This is a genomic window from Marisediminitalea aggregata (assembly GCF_900129565.1).
GTDB classification, from domain to species: Bacteria; Pseudomonadota; Gammaproteobacteria; order Enterobacterales; family Alteromonadaceae; genus Alteromonas; species Alteromonas aggregata.
The window spans coordinates 24481-47364 of the sequence record NZ_FQWD01000009.1; the positions used below are offsets into that span (position 1 = coordinate 24481).

The following is a 22884-nucleotide window of genomic DNA, read 5'->3' on the forward strand; positions in this document are numbered from 1 at the left end:
TACAAAACGCTGTTCTGTCACTTGTCTGCTCCTGTCATTATTTACCTAATATTGTGGTTGGCGAATGACGGAGTGGGGAATCTTCTGTGTGGGTTGGTATTAATACTTTGAATGCACAAAAGATTGTGAAAGAATGCTAACACAGAAAAATATAAAGTGCCCTGGAGTCTGAGTGATAGATACCGATGGATTCCGTGCGAATGTGGGCATAGTGATTTGCAACAAAATGGGTCAAGTATTTTGGGCAAGGCGTTATGGTCAGCATTCATGGCAGTTTCCTCAAGGCGGAATAGATGAAGGGGAAACTGTAGAACAGGCAATGTATCGAGAGCTGAATGAGGAAGTCGGCCTCACACCCAAAGACGTTAGCATTTTGAATGTGACGCGCAACTGGGTGAGATACAAACTACCAAAGCGGTTAATTCGCCAAGGCAGTAACCCTGTTTGCATCGGACAAAAACAGAAATGGTTTTTATTGCAGCTCGACTGCCATGAAAAGGAAGTCGACGTGCTCAAAACCGGCCACCCGGAGTTTGATGACTGGCGCTGGGTAAGCTACTGGTATCCGATTCGAAATGTAGTGTCGTTTAAACGGGACGTATATCGACGTGTGATGAAAGAGTTTTCTGGCACCGTTATGAATATGCAACCCCGCTATAATAATCAGTCAAAGCAGAATCGTCGCCGGCGTCGCGGCTAAAGGAAAAGTGTGGCGGGAACACGAGGTGAAAAGGGCAGTATCCTTACTGTCTTAAAAAGCATTGTTCAGGAGGTTAACCAAATACCCCGGTTAACCGATGCTTTGTTTCGCCTAGCTGTCAGAGTTAAGGAAACCATGCAGGTAGACTCCTGCTCTATCTATCTTGCCGACTATACCAATCAGGAATTCATATTAAAGGCCACCGATGGCCTGGCAGCAGATGCCGTTGAACGCGTGCGAATTGGTTTTTCTGAAGGTCTGATTGGTCTGGTTGGTCAGCGAGAAGAACCGCTAAATATCGAAAACGCCCACCAGCACCCGCGTTTTAAACATTATCCCGAAGTTAAAGAAGAGCATTATAACGCTTTCCTGGGTACTCCCATTATTCACCAGCGCAAGGTGCTGGGCGTTATTACTATGCAGCAAAGCGCGATGCGCAAATTCAGCGAAGATGAAGAAGCGTTTCTGGTTACGCTGGCTGCACAGATTGCGCTTGAGATTTCCAATGCCGAAACCCGTGGGGCACTGAACCCGCATGCGGGTATGTATGTCGGCGCGATGCAAAAGAACGTTCGTGGGATTCCAGGTTCGCCAGGATTGGCAATGGGCGTGGGATACTCTCCTCATGCTGCCTATACACTGAATACCTGGATTGTTAAGCAAAGCGACAATACACAACAGGAAATTGACTACTACCGCAAAGGGGTCGAAATTACCCGTACGCAGGTGGAGGCGTTATCTGACCGACTGGAAGGCCAGGTGCCTGATGATGTCCGGGCCATCTTTCAGCTTTATCACCAGTTGCTCGACGCCAATAGTCTTGGGCGAGAAGTCGAGACCAAAATTCGCGAAGGCTGGGATGCAGCGTCGTCACTCAAACTGGTTGTAGAAGCCTATGCTGCCCGGTTTGAAGCAATGGAAGACCCGTACATGCAGGAACGGGCCATCGACATTGTTGACTTGTCGAACCGGATTTTGCTGAACATCCTGGCAGAAGTGAAAGGTAAAGCGGTTACCGACCGCGACCGTCCGCAACAAGCCTGTATATTGGTGGCAGAAGAGGTGTCAGCCCCCATGTTGGCGGAATTCCCCCGAGAGTTCTTAGCTGGGATTATCTCGGTCAGAGGTTCGAATAACTCACATGCCGCCATTTTAGCCCGTGCCATGGGTGTGCCTGCAGTAATGGGCTGTCAGAATGTGTCGCCTACGCTGTTAGAGCACAAGGAAATTTTGCTCGACGGTTACGCCGGTGAAGTCATTGTTTCACCTGAAAAGGCGATTCGCGCTGAATTCAGTCAGTTAATTGAAGAAGAGCGGGTCCTGTCTGAGCGCATCGACAGTGAAGCCGGCGAAGCCTGTGAGACACAAGATGGGTGTCATGTATCACTGATGGTCAATGCGGGCCTATCTACCGAACTGGAAACCGCATCGGCCTCATCTGGTCAGGTAGGGATTGGTCTCTACCGCACCGAAATACCTTTTATGTTACGCGAGCGCTTTCCGTCGGAAAGCGAACAGGTTGCCTTGTACCGGAAAATTCTGGAGAGTGCGCCGAACAGTGAAATCGCGATGCGGACACTGGATGTCGGGGGCGATAAGCCGTTACCGTATTTTCCGATAACAGAGGAAAATCCGTTCCTGGGATGGCGGGGGATTCGCTTAACTCTGGATCATCCGGAAATCTTCTTAGTACAGATCCGCGCCATGTTACGCGCCAGTATCGGGCTGAAAAACCTTAGTATTATGCTGCCCATGATTTCCAGTGTGGCAGAAGTAAATGAGGCACGCCGCCTGGTTGAACAGGCTTTCTTTGAAGTTGAAGAAGAAGCCAGACATCAGAATGTAACGCTGCATCGCCCGCGTCTGGGGATCATGCTCGAAGTGCCGTCGGTGCTTTATCAACTGCCGCAACTCGCCAAGAAAGTCGATTTCTTCTCGGTGGGCAGCAACGATTTAACCCAGTATTTACTGGCAGTGGATCGAAACAATTCCCGTGTCGCCAGTTTGTACAACAGCTATCACCCCGCTGTGTTGTCGGCCCTATACGACATTGTTAAGCAAGCCGATCAGCATCAGGTACCGGTATCGATTTGTGGCGAAATCGCCGGCGAACCGGGTGGCGCGGTATTACTGATGGGCATGGGGTATCGCAAGCTTAGTATGAATGCCTTCAACCTGCGTAAAATTAACTGGGTGATCCGCAACGTTAACCTCACTGAAGCGCAATCGTTGCTGTCGTGTGCGCTAACATCAGACAGCTACGAAGAAGTCTACCACCACATCAATCAATACCTTGAAAAGCGCGGGCTGGGAGGCCTGGTCAGGGCGGGTTCCTAACCCCTATTCTCATTCTCAATAAAGTATGATTTGATAGCGCTTACAGTGCGACAAATTTTTGGCAGGGCGTGTTAAAAAACTGACACAACACGTCTGACGAAGTGTGATATGCTTGCTGCCGAAAAGTAGGAGTGAGCTGGTGGATGCGCTAATTATCATATTCTTGAGTTGTATGGCGCTTGGTATGTTAACCGGAACACTTGCCGGTATGCTGGGCATCGGAGGCGGTCTAATCATCGTACCCGTGCTGACAGCACTCATGACCAGCGTAGGCAATATCGACGCACAACTGGCTATGCCAATGGCAATTGCCACGTCGTTATTTACGATTATTGTGACAGGTTTCTTCTCTGCCAGAGCACATTACCAATTGGGTAATATTGTACCGCGGGTAATTCTCTGGTGTGGCGCGGGTATTGCGTTTGGCGCAATTGCCGGGGCACAAATAGCAAGCCTGATGCCGGCTGATTTGCTACAAACTGTGTTTGCTGTATTGGTTATCGGCATTGCTGCACAAATGGTTTTCGGCAAGCGCAAAGCGTCGCGCTTCGTTGCAACGCCCGCAATTTTGGTTGCGGTGGGGTTAGTAACCGGGATCATATCTGCGCTGATGGGCATTGGTGGCGGCGCATTACTGGTACCAGCCCTGGTCTGGTTTCAGGTACCGATCCGACAGGCTATTGGCTGCGCAGCGCTAAGTGGCTTGGTAATAGCCTTGTTCGGCACAGGCAGTTTTATTATTGCAGGTTGGGGTTTACCGCAGCTGCCCGATTGGGCGCTGGGCTACGTTTATTTACCTGCCGGCGTGGGCATTATGGCTACCTCGGTGTTTACCGCTGGTTTTGGTGCCAGGTTGGGGCAAACAATGCCCACTGATTTATTGAAAAAGATTTTAGCCGGCATACTGGTCTTAGTTAGTATCCGCATGATTATGGGAATGGAATAGTTACATGGGTGGAACAGAGTATCTGGTTTTTCCAAATATCGATCCTGTTATTGTCAGCTTGGGACCATTGAGTGTTCGCTGGTATGGCATGATGTATCTGGTGGGCTTTATTGCCGCTTATTTGTTAGCAAAAAAACGCCTGCCGCAGTCACCCTGGAATCAGGAGCAGCTCAGTGATTTGCTGTTTTGGGGATTTGTCGGTGTCATCATTGGCGGTCGCCTGGGCTATGTCTTCTTCTATCAATGGGACATGTTTATCAGTGATCCCGCCTATTTATTTAAAATTTGGACCGGCGGAATGTCCTTCCACGGTGGTCTGCTTGGCGTTATTGGCGCAATGGTTTGGCAGGCAAAGCGGTTAAACAGCTCTTTGCTGGAAGTCGGAGATTTTATTGCGCCACTGGTGCCGATTGGGCTGGGTGCCGGACGAATCGGTAACTTTTTGAACGCGGAATTATGGGGGCGTCAAACCGATGTGCCCTGGGCTTTTGTGTTTCCAGGCGCAGGCCCTGAACCCAGACACCCGTCACAGCTATATGAGTTCGCATTGGAAGGCGTATTGTTGTTTATTATTCTGTGGCTGTACTCTGCACGGCCTCGTCCTACTGGTGCTGTCGCAGGTCTGTTTCTGGTCGGATATGGTGCGTTTAGATTCATTGTAGAGTATTTCAGAGAACCCGATGCACATATAGGTTTGTATCAGATAGGGTTGAGCCAGGGGCAACTACTATGTCTGCCGATGATCCTTGCCGGATTATGGTTAATGGTGATGGCTTACCGCAAGGGTAGCGTTGCTACCGCACAGGCAAAACAAAACTAGAATAAATTCAAATTATGAAAGAATATTTAGCGTTGATGCGCCATGTGAAAGAGCATGGAATTAAAAAAGAAGACCGCACGGGTACCGGTACAATTAGCGTGTTTGGGTATCAAATGCGCTTTGATTTGGCAGATGGATTCCCGCTGGTTACCACCAAAAAATGTCACCTCCGCTCGATCATCCATGAATTACTTTGGTTCCTGAAGGGCGAAACTAACATCGCCTATCTGAAAGAGCACGGTGTCTCAATTTGGGATGAGTGGGCAACTGATGAGGGTGAACTGGGCCCGGTTTACGGTCACCAGTGGCGCAGCTGGACTGGCGCCGATGGACAAGTTATCGACCAGATCAGTGATGTCATTCAACAAATTAAAACAAATCCGGATTCACGTCGCTTGATTGTCAGTGCGTGGAATCCGGCTGTTCTGCCCGATACCTCAGTCTCCCCCAAAGAGAATGCGGCAAATGGAAAACAGGCGCTGCCACCCTGCCATACGTTATTTCAGTTCTACGTGCTGGACGGCAAGTTATCCTGTCAGCTGTATCAGCGCAGCGGTGATGTATTCCTTGGCGTGCCTTTCAATATAGCCAGCTATGCGTTACTGACTTTAATGGTCGCACAAGTTTGCGATCTTGAGCCTGGTGAGTTTATTCATACACTGGGTGATGCGCATTTATACCTGAACCATCTGGAACAAACTGATCTGCAGTTAAGCCGAGAGCCATTTGCGCGTCCGCAAATGCGGATTAATCCTGAAGTGAAAGATATTTTTGGGTTTACCTACGACGATTTTACGTTGGAAAACTATCAGGCCCACCCTCACATCAAGGCGCCGGTCGCAATATAAGGCTTTAGGGAATGAGCAAAACGAACGTATTAATCTGTGACGATTCAGGGTTTGCGCGAAAACAAATGGCGCGTTCTATCCCGGATGGCTGGGATGTCGATATCCATTATGCAGAGCACGGTGAGCAAGCGCTGGAACAAATCCGCGCGGGCAACGGCGATGTGATGTTTCTCGATCTTAATATGCCGGTGATGGATGGTTATGAAACCATGGACGTTATTCGGCGTGAGGATCTGCCCTGTCTGGTTATTGTGGTTTCCGGTGATGTGCAGGAAGAAGCGCGTTCGCGTATGTTAGCCATGGGGGCACTGGACTTTATCCGTAAACCGATCGACAACGAAAAGCTTATCACATTGCTAAAGCAATACGGCATTTACACTGGCGACGGCAACGCGGAGAAACGCAAGAAAGTAAACCTGTTGGCAGCCAGTAGTGAGAACGAAAAGTTCGACGCTTACCGGGAAATGGTAAATGTAGCCATGGGGCGCGCGGGTGAGAACCTGGCAAGCTTGTTAGGCGAGTTTATTGACCTGCCTATTCCCAACGTTAACGTCATCGAAAATAACGAACTGCATATGGCGATTGCAGAAGTGAATCGCAACAACAGTGTCTCGGCTGTGTCAAAAGGCTTTGTGAGTGCCGGTATCAATGGCGAAGCATTGGTAATTTTCAACGACACGGATTTTGACAATATCGTTGAGCTGCTCAATTACGATCAGTTAAGTGCCGCGCCAGCTCAGCTGGAAGCACTGATGGATATTTCGAATATTCTGATTGGTGCTTGCCTGAATGCGTTATCCGATCAACTCAACGTTACGTTTAGCCACAGTTCACCGATTATTCTCGGGCGCAACCGTGACCTCGACAGCATGTTAACCACGACCAAACAACGCTGGCAACGCATCATGGCGATCGAGATTGGCTACGCCATTAAGCATAAGAATATTCATTTTGACTTGTTGTTGCTGTTCCCAGATACATCAATGGAACGCATTTACTCTAGACTGGTTGATATTGAGGAGTAAACCGTGACATCTGACGTTTTAGAAGAATTAAGCCGCCAGCACTGGATGCACGACCTGCTCAGTTCACTGGAAGTGGGTATCGTGGTACTGGACAGGGAATTTAAGGTTGAAGTGTGGAACCAGTTTATGGAAAACCACAGTAACCTGCGTCCCAGTCAAATCGTTGGCACCTGTCTGTTCGATAGCTTTCCGGAAATCAGTGCCGACTGGTTGAAAGTAAAAGCCGATCCCGTTTTCAATTTGAAAACACCAGTATTTTTAATTTGGGAACAACGACCTTATTTGTTTAAGTTTGGTTGTAACCGCCCGATCACCTCTGAGCTGGATTTCATGTACCAGAACGTGACTTTGTTTCCGTTGTCATCACTGACCGGCAAAGTAGAGCGTTTGTGTATGCTGGTGTATGACGTAACCGACCAGGCGACAGGCCGCTTGCATATCGAAGGCCTGAACGAAAAGCTTACCAATGTGAGCCGTTTGGACGGGCTGACAGGCCTCTATAACCGACGCTATTGGCAGGAGCGATTTGAAAAGCAGTTTAAACTAGCCAGACGACGGGGTGCGCCCGAAACCGCAATTATGCTGGACATCGACCACTTTAAATTAGTGAATGACACTTACGGCCATCAGGCTGGAGACAAAGTCATTCAGGCTTTGGCGAACGTGATTAAGCAGTGCGTTCGTGAAACCGATTTAGCCGGTCGTTACGGTGGGGAAGAGTTCGCCGTGATCCTGACCGACGCAAAACTTGATGATGCGTTACAGGTCGCTGAGCGTATTCGTCGTGCAGCTGAGGCTACTGTGGTAGAGCATGAAGGTCAGAACATTACATTCACAGTAAGCCTGGGGCTTTCAGAGTTTAACGAATCATTCGACAACGAAATGCAATGGCTTGACCGCGCCGACCAGGCTCTTTACAAAGCCAAAGAAGGCGGTCGTAATCAGGCGGTGAGTTTATAGTCTTTGTTGACAGTCACGATAAGCGGGGCTTATCGTGACGTTTCCACTTCTGCAATTTTATCTTTCAGTGACGTTAAAATGATCAGGCTCGGGATCACCATCAGTGCCGTGATCACAAAGAACAGCGCCCAGTTTCCTCCTAGCCCATCCACTAACATACCACTACTAGAAGCCAGCAAAGTGCGGCTTAGCACGCTCAATGACGCCATCAGTGCATACTGCGTTGCAGAGAAGGCACGGTTACACAGCAAGGATATAAACGCGACCATGGCCACGGTTGCCCATGCAGAGGTGAATCCGTCCAGAATAATCGTGACCACAAACCAGCCTTTGTGTGGTCCCACAACAGCCATTAAAGCAAACAACAGGTTACTGGCTGCCATTGCAATACCCGCAATGAGTAACCCCCGGAAAATACCATAGCGGATATTTACCATGCCGCCTAATATCGAAAAGATGATAGTGACCCACCAATTAAGCAATTTTGAGTAGGTGCCGATCTCGGTATTGCTGAATCCTATTTCCTTGTAGAACACGATACTCATTCGACCGAGGAAGGCCTCACCAATCTTGAACAGAAAAATAAAGCACAGTAGTTTGACGGCCAGCCTGGCGCCGCTACGCTGAAAAAATTCGCGGAATGGCTCTATCAGAGTGAGCAGCAGCCATGCAGAAAGCTTGTTGAAGGCTGACTGCGAATCGCCAGCCAGTGCACTGTATCGCGCTTTTGCTTCGCGCAACAACGCGTCGCGATCGATATCCGGTTCCTTTGCTAGCAGGGTGGCAATAAAACACATCACCATTATCGCGGCCAGCACCAGATAAATCATTTGCCAGTGCCAGCCGGGCAAATCGGCTAACAAAAAAGGAATTGCACCCAGACCGCCATAGCCAGTCCACCATCCGGCTGTAGCCAGAGATGAAGCGGCAGACATGGTGTCTTTTTCCTGCTCACTAATGACATCAATCCGGTAAGCATCAATAGCAATATCCTGCGTTGCCGACGCAATTGCAATGAACAGTCCGCACAGGGCGATGTAGAATAAATCAACCTGCGCATCGAGACTCGACATCCACAGACAGCAACCAATAATGACCCACTGCATCTGAGCGATCCAGCCTCGCCGCTGACCTAAAAAAAGCGGTTTGATACGGTCGATAAGGGGCGCCCATAACCAGTTAAATGAATAAACTGCAAATATGGCACCGAACAGGCCAATGGCGGACCGGGACAGGGACTCGTCTTTGAGCCAGGCGGATAATACTGAACCAATCATCAGCCAGGGGAAGCCACTGGCAATGCCAAATACAAAAACGCTGATCAAACGCTTGTCGCGAAATGAAGCAAATGTGGTGGACACCGAATCCTTTCCTCACCGATGGATTATGAGCTGATGAATGTGATCATGTATGAAGCGAGGTAACAAGTCCAGTAAACTGTAGCCTGTGATGCGAGACAGGTAAAAGGGGAATGGTTACCCCTTTATGCCCGTTAAGGTCTGATGCCAATGCAGTCAAACGGAAAGACCGCGCCGCCCTGTAGAAACCGCACGCACTGCTTCAATTCGTCTCGCAGAATGGTGTCGTGTAGCAGCTGTTCGTCACGCCAGTAGTGAATCTGGTGCAACAAATGCCAAAAGACTCTTTCCCTGTGAGAATAAGGTTCAGAATCTTCACAGCGATACAACGACCATTCTTCCAGCGTGTCCCAAAAGAAATAATTGAGCTCGCGATAGTCAAGCGCGCCATTCCAGAATGCTTGCAGGTAACAACACAACTGACGGGACTTTTCTTCAATAAATGGAGTAATACTCACGCCGCTGTTCCAAGAATTCAACACTCTGTGAGTATAGTTCAATATTGTCAGAAAGCTGCAAATTGTGAACAAAGATCACAACGAGGGTATTAAAGAAAATAACTACCAGCCTAAGTATCTCAACCAACTGTATATTTCTTGTCCAAGCCAGGCGCCGGTTGGGTTGGGTAGGGATGCGCCGGCATTACCGAGTCCGACAGTGGGGAACAGTTGGCGCTGTCGGTAGTGACGTTTCAGGCTGACTTTGGCGGCAGTCTGACGGGCATCCGCCGTGAATGATTGCCATTGACTGAGCATCGGCATATTCAGGTCCAGAACAGGGTAACTGCTTTGCGCCAGCCAGTCGATCAGTTGCTGATTTTTGTCATGCTCGGGCCAAAACGCGCCGAGGCTAACCAAGGTGTCAGGCATGTCCAGGGCTCCACGTTGAAATGCATCTATGAGTACTGCGCTGGTCATGCCTTCCGCAATCACAAATGTGTAGCCGCGATGTTGTTGTGCATAGCCGTATGCAGCATTGGTTAGGCCCAGTATGCTGGTATAAAAACTGTCGTAGTCCGGTGTCATGCTGGTGGTGTTATCAATAGGTTTAGGCGGCGCATCTGGCGTGTCTGAAGGGGTAACAGCAGGGCGCTCAACCGGAATGAGTAAACAATGCCAGCCCTTCTCAGTAAGCGTGTCGGCCAGAATGAGCCCACCATCCAGATTAAGAGACTGGGATTCAGCGTCGACTAGAACAATCGCTACACCGCGGCTTAACGGGTGCCTGGAAGACAGTGTCACAGCTGGAATTTGCTTATCCAACACAGTTAATTGGGTAATTTGCTGTTCGGGAAAATAGCGCGCAATATCGTCAGCCACAGCACCATAAGCTGTACACGCTATTGCATTCAAGCATAGCGCAGATAAGAGAATTATGACTTTGGTTATTCGCATTTACCCGTTCAATGACTGAGGTGATTATCAGTATAGTTGTATCGGCAGAACAGGGTAAAAGTTAATCTTTGTCTGCACTAAACGGCGAAGGTGTGTAGTGACCAAAGGGCAAGGGCGCTGAAAAGCACATTTGTTCGTTGCGAGAGGGGTGCGTAATGATTAACGACTCGGCGTGGAGCTGTAACCGACTTGCTTTTGCTAACCCCTCAGGCGGGCTGTAAAGCCTGTCGCCCAGAATGGGGTGGCCTAAAGCAAGCATATGCACCCGTAGCTGATGAGAACGACCGGTAACAGGGCGAAGCTCCACTAGCGCTTCATCGTCTGATGCGCTAATAACCTGATAATGCGTTAGGGCGGGTTTTCCGTGCTCATGGCTAACCATTTGTTTCGGGCGGTTGGGCCAGTCACAAATGAGCGGTAAGTTGACCTCGCCACTGGGTTGTTCAGGCGCACCCAGTACACGCGCGTAGTAGCGTTTAGCCGTATGTCGTGTTTCAAACTGACGGGACAGGTGCTTGTGACTGGCTTTGTGTTGGGCAATCACAATGACTCCGGAGGTCGCCATGTCGAGGCGGTGCACAATGCGCGCTTGGGGAAAGACAGTTTGAATCCGTGAGGCCAGTGAGTCGCGGTGCTCAATGGCCTTACCTGGCACGGTTAACAACCCGCTGGGCTTGTTCGCCACGATAATGTCATCATCGTGGTATAGCAAGCTCAGATAAGGTGAAACCGGCGGATTGTAGACAAAGTCCGGGTTGGCACTCACGGATTGTTCACCAGTATGCGAACGGCGTCTAATTGCACATCGCAGTTTTGTAGCACGTCGGTAAGCGCAGCGATTTGCTGTTCGATGAAAGCAATTTCGCTATCGCGAATTGCCGGGTTTTGCTTTTGCAGGTCTTTTAGCCGTTGTGCCTCACTACCCAACGATTGCTGCATGCGCTGCAACGCGTCCTGCAAAATATGGTTGGCGTGCTGATGGGCCTGATCCCGGGCACGTTCCAGTTGCTGTTGTAGTTGCGGTGTCAGCGCCTGAATCAGTTGTTGGGCAATTTTACGGCCAACCGGTCTGAGCGACTGATTTAACAGTTCGGTATGTTGCCCTTTTACGTCCAGACACAAACGAATCGGCGTGGGTGGCAGGAAGCGCTCTAATTGCAACTTTGCGGGGGCTTTACCCGATAGCACAAACAGGGTCTCTACAAAATAAGCACCTTTAGGTTGTTCTTTTTCGGCAATAAAGCCAACGCTGCTCTTTCCATGAACGTCAGTGAGTACTAACTCAATAGCGTTGTGAATAAGCGGGTGATCCCAGGTCAGGAAATGCACATTTTCCAGGGTAGTGGCAGTACGACGGCGATAGGTCACTGTCATACCTTCCGGATCAAGTCCTGGCAAGTGGCCAATCATCGACTCAGTCGGACGCAGAATAAAACAGTCCTGGCCTTTTTCTTCCTGAGCAATACCGATAGAGTCAAACAAACGGCCTGCCAACTTGGGTAAATCGGCGGCGCTATCCCGGGCTATGATTTGCTCCAACAGGCTATCTACCCTGCCCACACCAGCAGCATTAAGCTCCAGCAGTTTGTCTCGCCCTGCGTCGAGTTTGGCTTTCAATTCGTTGTTCAGGGTATGGCTCTGACTTACCAACGTGTTAATCAATGCACTATCGTCTGGCATCAAACACGCAGTGATTAGCATTTCTTCCACGTTTTCGTATACTTTACCGCCGGTCGGGCAGGTTTGCTCGAATGCATTCAGACCTTCGTGATACCACTTCAGCAGCACGGCCTGAGCGGAGTGCTCGATAACCGGTACATGGATCTGCACATCCTGGGTTTGCCCTATGCGGTCCAGTCGACCAATGCGCTGTTCCAACAGGTCCGGCGTAAGCGGTAAGTCGAATAACACCAGATGATGAGCGAACTGGAAATTACGGCCTTCACTGCCGATTTCGCTACACAATAATATCTGCGCGCCGTCTTCCGGGTCAGCAAAGTAGTGAGCCGCTTTGTCGCGATCCACAATGCTCATGCCTTCGTGGAACACCGCCTGCCTGATGCCGGTTTTAACCCGAATAGTTTCGGCTAACTGCTGGGCTGTGGCTGCACTTGCACAAATCAGCAGAACTTTGGCGGGTTTGACCGTGGGTAAGAATTCGAGTAGCCAGCTGACCCTTGGGTCTTCATTTAACCACTGCTCTGTTAATCCAGGCTGGCGCTCCGGAAACAGTGCGGAAGACAATGAATCAATAGCGTCTACCGGATAGCAATTCGGGCGGGGTAGTGCATAGCTGTGTAATTGCCTTGCTGGAAAGCCTTCAATGGCTGCGCGTCGGTTGCGGAACAACAATCGGCCGGTACCGTGACAATCGATTAACTGGTGTAGTAGAGCGTCGCGGGACGCGGTGTCATTTACATCGTCAAACTGACTAACGATTTCCGGGGCCAGTGCCTGTAGCGCTTTATAGGCGTCGTCTGTTAATGGCTCACCATCAATCAGTGGAGCAACCGCGTCTGCTAATGCGGCGTATTGTGACTCTTCCTCAAGGAACGTTGCATAGTCATAAAAACGCGCCGGGTCGAGCAGGCGCAAACGGGCAAAGTGGCTTTCATGACCTAATTGGTCCGGCGTGGCGGTAAGCAGTAACACCCCCGGGGTGGCCTGAGCCAATTGCTCGACTAACTGGTATTCTTCCGAAGGCGCATCAGCCGACCAGGCCAGGTGATGGGCCTCATCTACAACCATGAGATCCCAACTTGTTTGCTGAATTTGCTGCTGGCGTTTAGGGTGTTGAGTCAGCCAGTTAAGTCCGCAGAGTATGAGCTGATCGTTGTCGAACGGATTGCTGCCTTCTTCACTTTCTTCCAGTGCCACACAACGGCTTTCATCGTAAATAGCAAAGGCCAGATTTACCCGGCGCAGCATTTCAACCAGCCATTGGTGAATAAGCGTGTCTGGCACAATAATCAGAACGCGGCCAGCTCGACCGGTTTGAATTTGCTGGTGGATAATAAGCGCAGCTTCTATGGTTTTTCCCAAGCCCACTTCGTCGGCCAGCAGTACGCGGGGCGCGTGACGACGGCCCACTTCAGAGGCGATGTGCAACTGATGAGGAATGAGTTCTATACGGGCGCCCACCATGCCGATAGTGTCTGATTGCGCGTGCTGATGCTGGCTGCTTAGCGATGCCTCACGGACGTCGAACCAATTAGGGTGGTCGAACTGATAGTTAAACAACCGCTTCTCAGGTTGATTCAGGCGAATGTGGTGATCGAGATTGGGTTCTGCCAGCGTGACTGACTGCTTGGTGTCTTCGCGCAGCCCCTGGTAAATCAGTACACCCTGCTGTTCACTGACGGTGTCGACACACATGCTCCAGCCTTCCTGAGATTTCACGGTTTCGCCAGGTGTAAAAACCAGGCGCGTGAGCGGGGCATTGTCTTTGGTGTAAATGCGGCTCTCGCCCGTGGCGGGGTATAAAACTTCGATTGATCGAAAATCTACCCGAATAATGGCGCCCAGGCCTAAGTCGGTTTCAGTGTTACTTAGCCAGCGCTGACCAATGGCGTATTGTGTGTCGGAACTCATCTCAATTACTACTCCGTGATAACGGGGGGCGTATTGTACTTATCCATCTGCGACCTGTCTTGTTCAATATAGCAATCTTGCGGAATTACGCGTACTCGGTCGACGTTTTGATAGTACCTGAAGATAATTTTTACATTTTTTGCGCGAAAATAAGTGAATAAGTTAGCAAACTGGATTATGGTGGAATTGTAGGTCGATGTGATGCGGAGTATAACGGTCAAAATCGGCACTTGGTTCTCCGCTCACACTGACCCTGTTAGCGCGTCGTTGTACAGACGAGCTTGGTTATGTTCATTGGAGTGACGGATGCCAAGAAAATCAAATACAGATACAAGAATCTACGTCCTAGATACCAACATTCTGCTACACGAACCCCTCGCTTTCCTCTCTTTTAAAGAAAATGACGTTGTTGTCCCCATGACCGTTCTGGAAGAACTGGATTACATTAAAGACAGCAAAAAAGATGTGGCTCGCGATGCCAGGGTATGTATTCGCGCTATGGAGGATTTACTGAGCGAAGCGACCCCGGAAGAAATGATTGCCGGCGTACCCCTTGAAGGTCTCGGCGCTGGCGAAAACCGACCGACGGGAACACTGTCTATTTTTGCTGATCTCAACATGGTCGAAGCGCAGCAAATTTTTACCAGTGACGAAAACGACAATCGCATCATTAATGTTGCACTGCACTTGCAGAAAACCTTCGCACCGAATCAGGTGGTGCTGGTAACCAAAGATTTGAATATGCGTCTGAAGGCTAAAGGGGCCGGGCTGGCGCATGTTGAAGACTACCGTACTGACCAGTTGATAACCGACATCAAATATCTCACGAAAGGTTACCACCAATTTGAGGGAGATTTTTGGACTCAGGTCAAATCGGTAGATAGTCGCACTGAAGGTCGCGATACCATACATACGGTACCTCGTTCACTTCTGCCCGAAGCCTACGTAAACGAATTTCTGTTAGACGAAACCAACCATTTTGCCGGGTTGGTTGAGTCCATGACCAGTGATCACTTTGATATTCTGGATCTTGGGTATGAGCGCTTGATGTCGCGACATGCCTGGGGAATTAATCCAAAAAACATTGGTCAGGCAATGGCGCTGCACTCGCTGTTAGACCCGCACATTGACTTAGTGATCCTGACCGGCCCAGCAGGAAGTGGTAAAACGCTCCTCGCATTGGCAGCAGCGCTGGAAATGGTGGTTGAACGCAACATGTACGACAAGATCATCGTGACCCGGAATACACCGGAGATTGCCGAGTCCATCGGCTTTCTGCCAGGCACCGAAGAAGAGAAAATGGCGCCGTGGCTGGCGGCTATTACCGACTCGTTGGAAGTGCTGCACAAACACGATGAGAACACCAAAGGCTCCATGAACTACATCATGGAAAAGGCCAACATTCAGTTTAAGTCGATCAACTTTATGCGTGGGCGAAGTATTCAGAATGCGATCGTTATTCTGGATGAATCGCAAAACCTGACCGCATCACAGTTGAAGACCATCATTACTCGTTGTGGTGAAGGGACTAAGCTCATTTGCAGTGGTAACCTGGCGCAGATAGACAGTAACTACCTCAGCCCGGTTACATCCGGTCTGACTTACCTGGTAGAGAAATTCAAAGACTTCTCAGGCAGTTCAACCATTAACCTTGATGGTGTGGTGCGTTCACGTCTGGCTGACTTTGCGGAAAATCACCTGTAGCAGTAACGCTAAGTCAGTTTAAGGAATTGTCTCCAGAGTGTAATTCCTGGAGGCAATGCCTTGTCTGGTCGATTTGCTAACCTCTCCCAATTTCAATTGCCCCGGGCCGGTCGGGTCCAGCAAAATGAAGGGCAGTCCCTCGGCGTTAATTGTTTCGTCTGTTGCCAGTGGCGTCATGCTAATAGCAAGCAGAGCATGATCGTGTAGCAAGACCAGTTTCATTGGGTTATTCGGCAAAAACGCGCGAATTAAAGCGGCGGCTAATACGGCTTTGCTGTCGCAATCTCCCTTGTTTTGGTTGAGTATTGCCAGTGGTGGTGAGAAGCCTGAACCATTGCTCGACACTCGGTTTTCCAGTGTGTCATAGGGTATCGCCTGGGCCCAGCTCAGCAACAGGTTGAGGTAAGAACGCGCATTCGACTGCTCATCAACAATGTCATAAAGCGATTGAGCGGCAGGCACCATAGGTAAGACACTTTCCTGAATGTATCTCACGTGATTGGGCTTCACAGCTTTCTGTTGCAGAGGTGTGGTGTAGTGCTGGTAATAACGCTCTGTTAAATACGAGTCCATGGTTTCTTTTTGGGTCTCTTTGAGTGACGCCGTAAGCGCTTCGAGCTGCTCTTCATCTTTGCCTGACAAGGAAAACGACAAGGTGTCGTGCCGTTTCGTCAGCGAAAAGCGGGCCACGCGCGGGTCTATTTGCTGCGCCGCTTTCATTAAGGCAATTTCCACCTCCCGCATGGCTAAACCCGGCTGATAATTTAGTTGTTGTTGCGGCAGCGACTGCAAAGTGTCAGCCGGTAACGTGAAGCTGATTTTACGCGCTTTACCGTCGTGATCTAGCCAGCGGTATTCGTAGCTGGCACCACTGCCCGTACTTTTGCGTTGATAGTGCGTCTGCTCAGCGTAAGGCTGGCTACACAAGATAACCAGGCTCAACACTGTGAGTTGAATAAAACGAACCAGCATAGGGGAAGCGCGCATTCCTTGTAGTTGAATAGCCAAAGTATAGTGGCTAAACGCAAACTTGCTCCGCTTGTGACGTAATTATGTGTGTCGTTTCTCGCTGTATACCGTGTGGTAACGGAATATTTGTATTGCGCTTACAGCTTACTCAATACAGCAATGAGACTATATAAAAAGTCTTACTGTCGCTCTCAGCTACTTATACGAAAATCATCGCCGGTCACATCGGATAAGATCACGGAGGTATCAGTAATACAAAACTGGCTCATTTCTTCCAGCATGGTGTCGAGTACTGTTGTTGATGCAAGCGAGACCTCCAACACAAATGCATATTCTCCAGTAACGTTGTATGCTTTCAAAATAGACTCAGAAGCCTGAATATATTTAATTACTTTGGGCTCTTTTCCTGCGAAAGGCTTCACCCTGATGACTGCCGAAACGGCATGCCCCATAGTGCGAAGGTCAACAATCGCTTTGTAACCTGTGATAACCCCTTGCTCTTCCAACTTTCGTAGTCGCTCCGCCGTGGCTGGTGCAGACAAACAAGCCTCTTTTGCCAAATCTGAAATGGAAATACGCGCATTTTTCAACAGCGCATTCACGATTCTGGTATTCTTTTTATCCACTTAACTTTCCTATCTTTCGTTTCTAAATACCGTGATTTGTTAAGTTTTCAATCGGCTTTTCCTACGTTTATCTATGTCTTCAGTACGTTGAGGTTACTTATAATGACTTATCGGTGACCACAAATTGAAGAGATATAAATAAATGAAAATTAAAGAGTTTAGCCTCGAGAGAATTCAGTCTTTGTACGAAAACCTGGTAGAGCTTAATCTATCTGATAGTGGCGTGCACCCCTATAATTTAAGCGATCTTTTGAATGAAGAACAGCAACGAGCGTTGTTGGACATTGAATTAGGCTATGGCTGGACGAACGGAAGTGTCGAATTAAGACAAACCATTGCTAACTTGTACCCAGATAAAGGGCCTGACAACGTTATTGTCACTAACGGATCGGCTGAGGCAAACTTTTTAATGGTGATGAGTTTGTTGGAAAAAGACGATGAACTCATCGTCGTTGTCCCAAACTACATGCAAATCGCCGGTTGGGCAGAAGCAACAGGGGTAAAAGTAATCGAAACATCTTTGGATGAATCGAAAGGATGGGTGCCAGATATAAGCAAATTACAGTCGCTGGTGACCGACCGTACAAAAATGATCACCCTATGTCACCCAAACAATCCTACTGGTTCCACATTGCCACTGAGTGAAATGAAAAAACTGGTGCAATTTGCTCGAGACAACGACATTTATTTACATGCTGATGAGGTCTACAAAGGAGCCGAATTTGATGGCGTTGAAATTCCAAGCTTCGTTGATTTATATGAGAAGGCAATCATTACAAGTGGATTGTCAAAAGCAATGGCGATGCCCGGGTTAAGAATTGGCTGGTTGATTGGTTTGCCAGAAGATATTTATGCAAGTTGGCAACGGAAAGACTATACCAGTATCACAACGGGCGCGGTTAGTGAGTATGTTGCATCGATAGTGCTGCAACCCGACGCCCGAACTAAAATTCTGAATCGCAGTAAGCAGTACCTCATTGATAATCTGAAAATACTCAGTGACTGGGTTTCGGTCAACCAATCCTGGGTGTCGTTCGTGCCACCAAAAGCAGGTGGGATGGCATTTCTAAAATATGCATTAGATATTAATTCTACTCAACTCGCCCATGTGTTTCGTGAACAGTTAAATGTATTGGTGTTGCCCGGCGATGTTTATGGGTTGGACGGCTACTTTAGAGTCGGCATAGGCGCCCCAACCGCACATCTAAAGGAAGGGCTGGCACGCATTAGTCAGTATGTGTCAGATAATTATGACATTAAAACGAGTACGCCTGTATGAAGATCATCGCGCAATCGTCTATTCAGGCAATATTAGACAGCAAGGATTTCACAAAGGATATCGAAGGCAGCTTTGTCGCTTTCTCGAATGGACACGCCGTCATTCCTCCAGTTGCTGAGTTACTGATGGATAAAGGCGAAACACATATTAAATACGGTTTTATAAAAGAGCAGCCGTATTTTGTCATTAAAGTAGCGTCAGGCTTTTATCAGAATCCACAAATAGGTTTGTCTTCCAGTCAGGGCGTTGTCATATTGTTTAGTCTGGAAACCGGTGAGCCTGTCGCCTTTTTGCAAGATGGTGGGATACTGACCAATTACCGCACGGCCTATGCTGGAGCGATTGCTGCTAAATACCTTGCTCCCACAGGTATTCAAGCGATAGGTATTATAGGTAGTGGTATTCAGGCCCAGTTACAGGCTCAAATGATTGCCGCTCAAACCGGATGTAATCACGTAATGTTGTGGGCCAGAAATTCCAACAATGCTAAACGATGTGCTGAGGCATTGGCATCATCTGGGCTTCAGGTTGAGCTTGTCGACTCGGTTTCCCGGGTTGCAGAGGCCAGTCAAATTATTGTGACAACCACACCATCGGAGCAACCGCTTATTAAGCCGGGCGACCTGAGCGGGGCAAAGCTAATCATTGCGGTCGGATCCGATACCGCTGAAAAGCAGGAACTGGACACGAATATACTGCTCGACGCCCGCCTGATTACTGACAGTAGAGCTCAGGCTACACTGCGGGGCGAGCTTTCTCATTTATTGAAAATCTCACCAGAGCATTCTACATCGGTATCTGAGTTGGGGGAGATTATTGCAGGTAAGACAAACCTTGATACAGGCTACGAAGGGATCACTGTCGTTGACTTAACAGGCATTGCAACACAGGACCTTGCTATCGCTCAGGGGGTATTAAATGCTGCCTTGGAAAACAGTGAGTAGGCCAACGGCGCAGCGTAAAATGGCACACAAGCTGTGTGCCGTTTTACAGTTATTCAAACCAATTGAGCTTTGACTGAAGTGACACCACGCTGCCAACAATGATTAATGTGGGCGGTTTCATTTCGCTCAGTTGTGGATGAGTCACAATGCTCGACAATGTTGCGGTCAGCACTTTCTGATCGCTGGTTGTGGCTTTCTGAACCAAGGCGATAGGTGTGTCAGCGCTTAACCCATGTTTTATGAGTTGTTCACAAATAATAGGAAGTCCGGTCAGGCCCATGTAGAACACAATGGTTTGGTTACCTTGCGCTAAACCCTGCCAGTTTAAATCAATGGTTCCGTCTTTCAGGTGGCCGGTGGCGAATACCACAGACTGCGCGAGGTCTCTGTGGGTAAGCGGAATACCAGCATAAGCACCAGCACCTGCTGCAGCGGTGATACCAGGGACAACCTGAAAGCTAATACCGGCCGTTAACAATGTTTCAATTTCTTCGCCACCCCGGCCAAAAATAAACGGGTCGCCGCCTTTTAAACGTACTACCCGGTTACCGGCTTTTGCCTGGTCGACCAGAATTTGGTTAATGTCGTGTTGAGGCACGGTGTGGTGGCTCTTGGCTTTACCCACGTAAATCTTTTCTGCATCACGGCGAACCAGCTCCAGGATCTGGGGTGAGACCAAGCGGTCATACACAACGACATCGGCTTTTTGCATTAATCGCAGTGCGCGGAATGTGAGTAAGTCCGGATCACCCGGGCCAGCACCAACCAGGTATACCTGACCTTCAGTCTGCTTTTGTTCAGACGCATCTTCAAGTGCTGCCAAAAACTTCTGCTCGGCTTTGTCATCATTGCCTTGTGTGACTTCTTCAGCAATATCGCCTTCCAGCACAGACTCCCAGAAATAGCGACGCTCGGTGACCGTCGATAGTGACTGCTTTACTTTCTCGCGGAATCGCTCTGAAAAAGAGCCCAGCTTGCTCAGGTTGGCAGGCAGAATGGACTCCAGTTTTTGACGTAAATAACGCAGCAATACGGGAGCGTTGCCGCCGCTGCTCATCGCAATGACCAGCGGAGAACGGTCTATGATAGACGGGGTAATAAAGCCGCACAGCGGGGTGTTGTCTACCACGTTTACCAGCATGTTGCGCTGAGTCGCCAGCTTATGAATGTCAGCGTTTAACGCTTCGTCACTGGTGGCAACAAAGACCATGCGGCGACTATCCAGATCGCTTTCTTCAAAGGCACGCTCGACAAGTGTAACCTGATCTGATTCTGCTAAATGACGCACCGTCGTGCAGACTTCGGGAGCTACCACAGTAATGTGTGCCGGACTTTTTAGTAAAAGCTCCAGCTTGCGGGCGGCCACCTCACCAGCACCCACAATTAAAACTTGCAGTGCCTGGGCATCAATAAAAATCGGAAAATATCGCATAGCAGACTCATCTCACAGTAACTGCGTTTAGTTTGCCTGAAATTAATATTGTATAAATGAATTAAAAAATATTTTTCAGATTAAAAAGTTATTATGGCCAGGGGGCGACTTTTCGGGCCCCGAAACAAAAACCGGCAGGGTGGTTACACGCTGCCGGTTGAGTTTTTAGTTACGAGGCTTGGGGCCTTTCTTGCGTGCTGGTGGCTTATCTGACCATTCACGCAGTCCCATGCGCTGACCGGATACCCGGGTATCCTGTAGCGTTTGCTTCACCTCTTTAGGCATACCTTCCGGTAAATCAACAGTAGTAAAGTTGTCGTAAATTTCGATAGCACCAATGTACTTGCTGTCGATACCGGCTTCATTAGCAATGGCGCCAACGATATTGCCTGGTTTTACGCCATGGGTATGACCCACTTCGATGCGATAACGCTGCATACCTTGTTCCGGTCGTCGGCTGTCACGCGGTGACTTACGGCGACTATCGCGTCCTTCGCGGCCATCACGACGGTTGCGTCCATCACGCTCACCACCGCGGCGATCATCATCGCGACGTGGGCGTGGAGCGTGCAGGTCAGGGCGATCTGACTCTTTTAACAACAACGGCTCATCGCCTTGCGCTAATTTAATCAGGGCAGCCAATAACACTTCAGGACTTGCTTCGTTTTCGTCAATCAGCATATCGACAATAGGCATCAGGCCTTCCAGACTGTCGTCTTTTGTGGCTTCCATCACGCTTTGTTTAAACTTGCTTAAACGGGTTTCGTTCAGTTCGCTGATCGATGGAATTGGCATCGACTCAATAGACTGACGCGTGGTTTTCTCGATCGCGTGAAGCATGCGCTTTTCACGATGAGAGATAAACAATATAGCGTCGCCGTTACGGCCGGCACGACCGGTACGACCGATACGGTGAACATAGCTCTCGGTATCGTAAGGGATATCAAAGTTAATAACGTGACTAACACGCTCTACGTCCAAACCACGCGCAACAACGTCTGTGGCAACCAGGATGTCAATTTTACCTTGCTTCAGGCGGTCAACGGTACGTTCACGCGCGGCCTGAGGAATATCACCATTTAACGGCTCTACATCGTAACCACGGGCAGCTAACTTTTCCGCCAGTTCTAACGTTGCGGTTTTAGTACGAACAAAGATGATCATACCGTCGAAAGGTTCAACTTCCATGATACGTGTCAGAGCTTCAAGCTTGTGGTGACCGGCCACCTGACAGTAACGCTGGCGAATGGTGCTGGCGGTGCTGACCTTGGATTCAATTTTTACGTGCTTAGGATCATTCAGGTAACGCTGCGTGATCTTTTTGATTGGCCCTGGCATTGTTGCAGAGAACAAAGCTGTCTGACGTTCTTCTGGCGCGTGGCTCAAGATCAATTCAACATCGTCAATGAAGCCCATACGCAGCATTTCATCGGCTTCGTCCAGTACCAGAAACTTCAGTTTATCCAACTTTAATGTGCCACGTTTAATGTGATCAATTACTCGACCTGGTGTACCCACTACAACCTGCACGCCGCGTTTAAGCTGACGAATTTGATTGTCATAAGACTGGCCACCGTAAATTGGCAATACACGGATTTTTTGTGAAAAGCTTGCGTAGGCCTGGAACGCTTCAGCAACCTGGATAGCCAGTTCGCGCGTTGGGGCAAGCACTAGTAGTTGCGGGTAATTGCCTTCTACGTCAAGATTTGCCAGCATAGGCAAAGCGAAAGCAGCGGTTTTCCCGGTACCGGTTTGTGCCTGACCAAGCAGGTCATGTCCTTCCAGTAACAGGGGAATACTTTCGGCTTGAATTGGCGACGGTTTCTCGTAGCCAACTTTCTCAAGGGCCTGTAAGATAGGTTGCGGAAGTTTGAGATCGGTAAAGGTCAGTTCGACGTTTGTGGTCATTAAATTAAAGATCCTGAATAACTCGGACGGGCATAGCAGAAAA

Annotated in this window: 19 protein-coding genes; 10 read left to right on the plus strand and 9 right to left on the minus strand. The window is 49.1% G+C overall.

Annotated elements, in window-relative coordinates:
• Nucleotides 1-172: 172 nt before the first annotated feature.
• The 7 genes from rppH (at nucleotide 173) to BUB81_RS20780 (ending at nucleotide 7636) form a co-directional block, all read left to right on the plus strand.
• Nucleotides 173-700, plus strand: coding sequence for an RNA pyrophosphohydrolase (gene rppH / locus BUB81_RS20750; protein WP_073325276.1), 528 nt, complete (start codon nucleotides 173-175; stop codon nucleotides 698-700).
• A gap of 39 nt (nucleotides 701-739) precedes the next feature.
• The gene (gene ptsP, locus BUB81_RS20755) at nucleotides 740-3037 is read left to right on the plus strand and encodes a phosphoenolpyruvate--protein phosphotransferase (RefSeq protein ID WP_073325346.1); all 2298 of its coding nucleotides are present in this window, start codon (nucleotides 740-742) and stop codon (nucleotides 3035-3037) included.
• Nucleotides 3038-3176: 139 nt separating this feature from the next.
• A complete protein-coding gene (locus BUB81_RS20760) occupies nucleotides 3177-3983 on the plus strand; it encodes a sulfite exporter TauE/SafE family protein (protein ID WP_073325277.1) in 807 nt (268 codons plus the stop codon).
• 4 nt (nucleotides 3984-3987) lie between these two features.
• Nucleotides 3988-4803 (plus strand): prolipoprotein diacylglyceryl transferase, encoded by an 816-nt coding sequence (gene lgt, locus BUB81_RS20765; protein ID WP_073325278.1) that lies wholly within the window; start codon nucleotides 3988-3990, stop codon nucleotides 4801-4803.
• 14 nt (nucleotides 4804-4817) lie between these two features.
• On the plus strand, nucleotides 4818-5651 hold the full coding sequence (locus BUB81_RS20770) for a thymidylate synthase (RefSeq protein ID WP_073325279.1): 834 nt from the start codon (nucleotides 4818-4820) through the stop codon (nucleotides 5649-5651).
• A gap of 11 nt (nucleotides 5652-5662) precedes the next feature.
• Entirely contained in the window at nucleotides 5663-6676 is a 1014-nt protein-coding gene (locus BUB81_RS20775) for a response regulator (RefSeq protein ID WP_073325280.1), read from the plus strand.
• A gap of 45 nt (nucleotides 6677-6721) precedes the next feature.
• Nucleotides 6722-7636 (plus strand): sensor domain-containing diguanylate cyclase, encoded by a 915-nt coding sequence (locus BUB81_RS20780; RefSeq protein ID WP_073325347.1) that lies wholly within the window; start codon nucleotides 6722-6724, stop codon nucleotides 7634-7636.
• A 29-nt stretch (nucleotides 7637-7665) separates the two neighbouring features.
• Here the strand turns inward: BUB81_RS20780 and BUB81_RS20785 are convergent, their stop codons facing one another.
• The 5 genes from BUB81_RS20785 to rapA all read right to left on the minus strand — a co-directional run bounded on the left by BUB81_RS20785 (nucleotide 7666) and on the right by rapA (nucleotide 13979).
• Nucleotides 7666-8997, minus strand: coding sequence for an AmpG family muropeptide MFS transporter (locus BUB81_RS20785; RefSeq protein ID WP_073325281.1), 1332 nt, complete (start codon nucleotides 8995-8997; stop codon nucleotides 7666-7668).
• A gap of 131 nt (nucleotides 8998-9128) precedes the next feature.
• Complete coding sequence (locus BUB81_RS20790; RefSeq protein ID WP_073325282.1) at nucleotides 9129-9452, minus strand: hypothetical protein; 324 nt, start codon at nucleotides 9450-9452, stop codon at nucleotides 9129-9131.
• A gap of 102 nt (nucleotides 9453-9554) precedes the next feature.
• Complete coding sequence (locus BUB81_RS20795) at nucleotides 9555-10313, minus strand: DUF3530 family protein (protein WP_073325283.1); 759 nt, start codon at nucleotides 10311-10313, stop codon at nucleotides 9555-9557.
• A gap of 136 nt (nucleotides 10314-10449) precedes the next feature.
• Complete coding sequence (rluA, locus tag BUB81_RS20800; RefSeq protein ID WP_073325284.1) at nucleotides 10450-11154, minus strand: bifunctional tRNA pseudouridine(32) synthase/23S rRNA pseudouridine(746) synthase RluA; 705 nt, start codon at nucleotides 11152-11154, stop codon at nucleotides 10450-10452.
• The gene (gene rapA / locus BUB81_RS20805) at nucleotides 11151-13979 is read right to left on the minus strand and encodes an RNA polymerase-associated protein RapA (protein WP_073325285.1); all 2829 of its coding nucleotides are present in this window, start codon (nucleotides 13977-13979) and stop codon (nucleotides 11151-11153) included. Before rapA ends, rluA begins: the two co-directional genes overlap by 4 nt.
• 306 nt (nucleotides 13980-14285) lie before the next feature.
• Here rapA and BUB81_RS20810 point away from each other — a divergent pair, with 306 nt between their 5' ends.
• Complete coding sequence (locus tag BUB81_RS20810) at nucleotides 14286-15683, plus strand: PhoH family protein (RefSeq protein WP_073325286.1); 1398 nt, start codon at nucleotides 14286-14288, stop codon at nucleotides 15681-15683.
• Nucleotides 15684-15701: 18 nt separating this feature from the next.
• On the opposite strand, the gene BUB81_RS20815 is transcribed toward BUB81_RS20810, so the two are convergent.
• Both BUB81_RS20815 and BUB81_RS20820 read right to left on the minus strand, forming a co-directional pair.
• A complete protein-coding gene (locus tag BUB81_RS20815; protein WP_084526780.1) occupies nucleotides 15702-16655 on the minus strand; it encodes a hypothetical protein in 954 nt (317 codons plus the stop codon).
• Between the two features lie 188 nt (nucleotides 16656-16843).
• Entirely contained in the window at nucleotides 16844-17278 is a 435-nt protein-coding gene (locus BUB81_RS20820; RefSeq protein WP_073325287.1) for an Lrp/AsnC family transcriptional regulator, read from the minus strand.
• Between the two features lie 142 nt (nucleotides 17279-17420).
• Between BUB81_RS20820 and BUB81_RS20825 the strand changes: the two genes are divergently transcribed.
• Nucleotides 17421-18557, plus strand: coding sequence for an aminotransferase class I/II-fold pyridoxal phosphate-dependent enzyme (locus tag BUB81_RS20825; RefSeq protein ID WP_073325288.1), 1137 nt, complete (start codon nucleotides 17421-17423; stop codon nucleotides 18555-18557).
• Complete coding sequence (locus BUB81_RS20830) at nucleotides 18554-19501, plus strand: ornithine cyclodeaminase family protein (RefSeq protein WP_073325289.1); 948 nt, start codon at nucleotides 18554-18556, stop codon at nucleotides 19499-19501. Before BUB81_RS20825 ends, BUB81_RS20830 begins: the two co-directional genes overlap by 4 nt.
• A gap of 49 nt (nucleotides 19502-19550) precedes the next feature.
• On the opposite strand, the gene cysG is transcribed toward BUB81_RS20830, so the two are convergent.
• Together cysG and BUB81_RS20840 are read right to left on the minus strand one after the other, a co-directional pair.
• Nucleotides 19551-20933, minus strand: coding sequence for a siroheme synthase CysG (gene cysG, locus BUB81_RS20835; RefSeq protein ID WP_073325290.1), 1383 nt, complete (start codon nucleotides 20931-20933; stop codon nucleotides 19551-19553).
• Between the two features lie 165 nt (nucleotides 20934-21098).
• Nucleotides 21099-22841: a DEAD/DEAH box helicase gene (locus BUB81_RS20840; protein WP_073325291.1), complete on the minus strand. Its 1743-nt coding sequence runs from the start codon at nucleotides 22839-22841 to the stop codon at nucleotides 21099-21101.
• Nucleotides 22842-22884 lie beyond the last annotated feature (43 nt).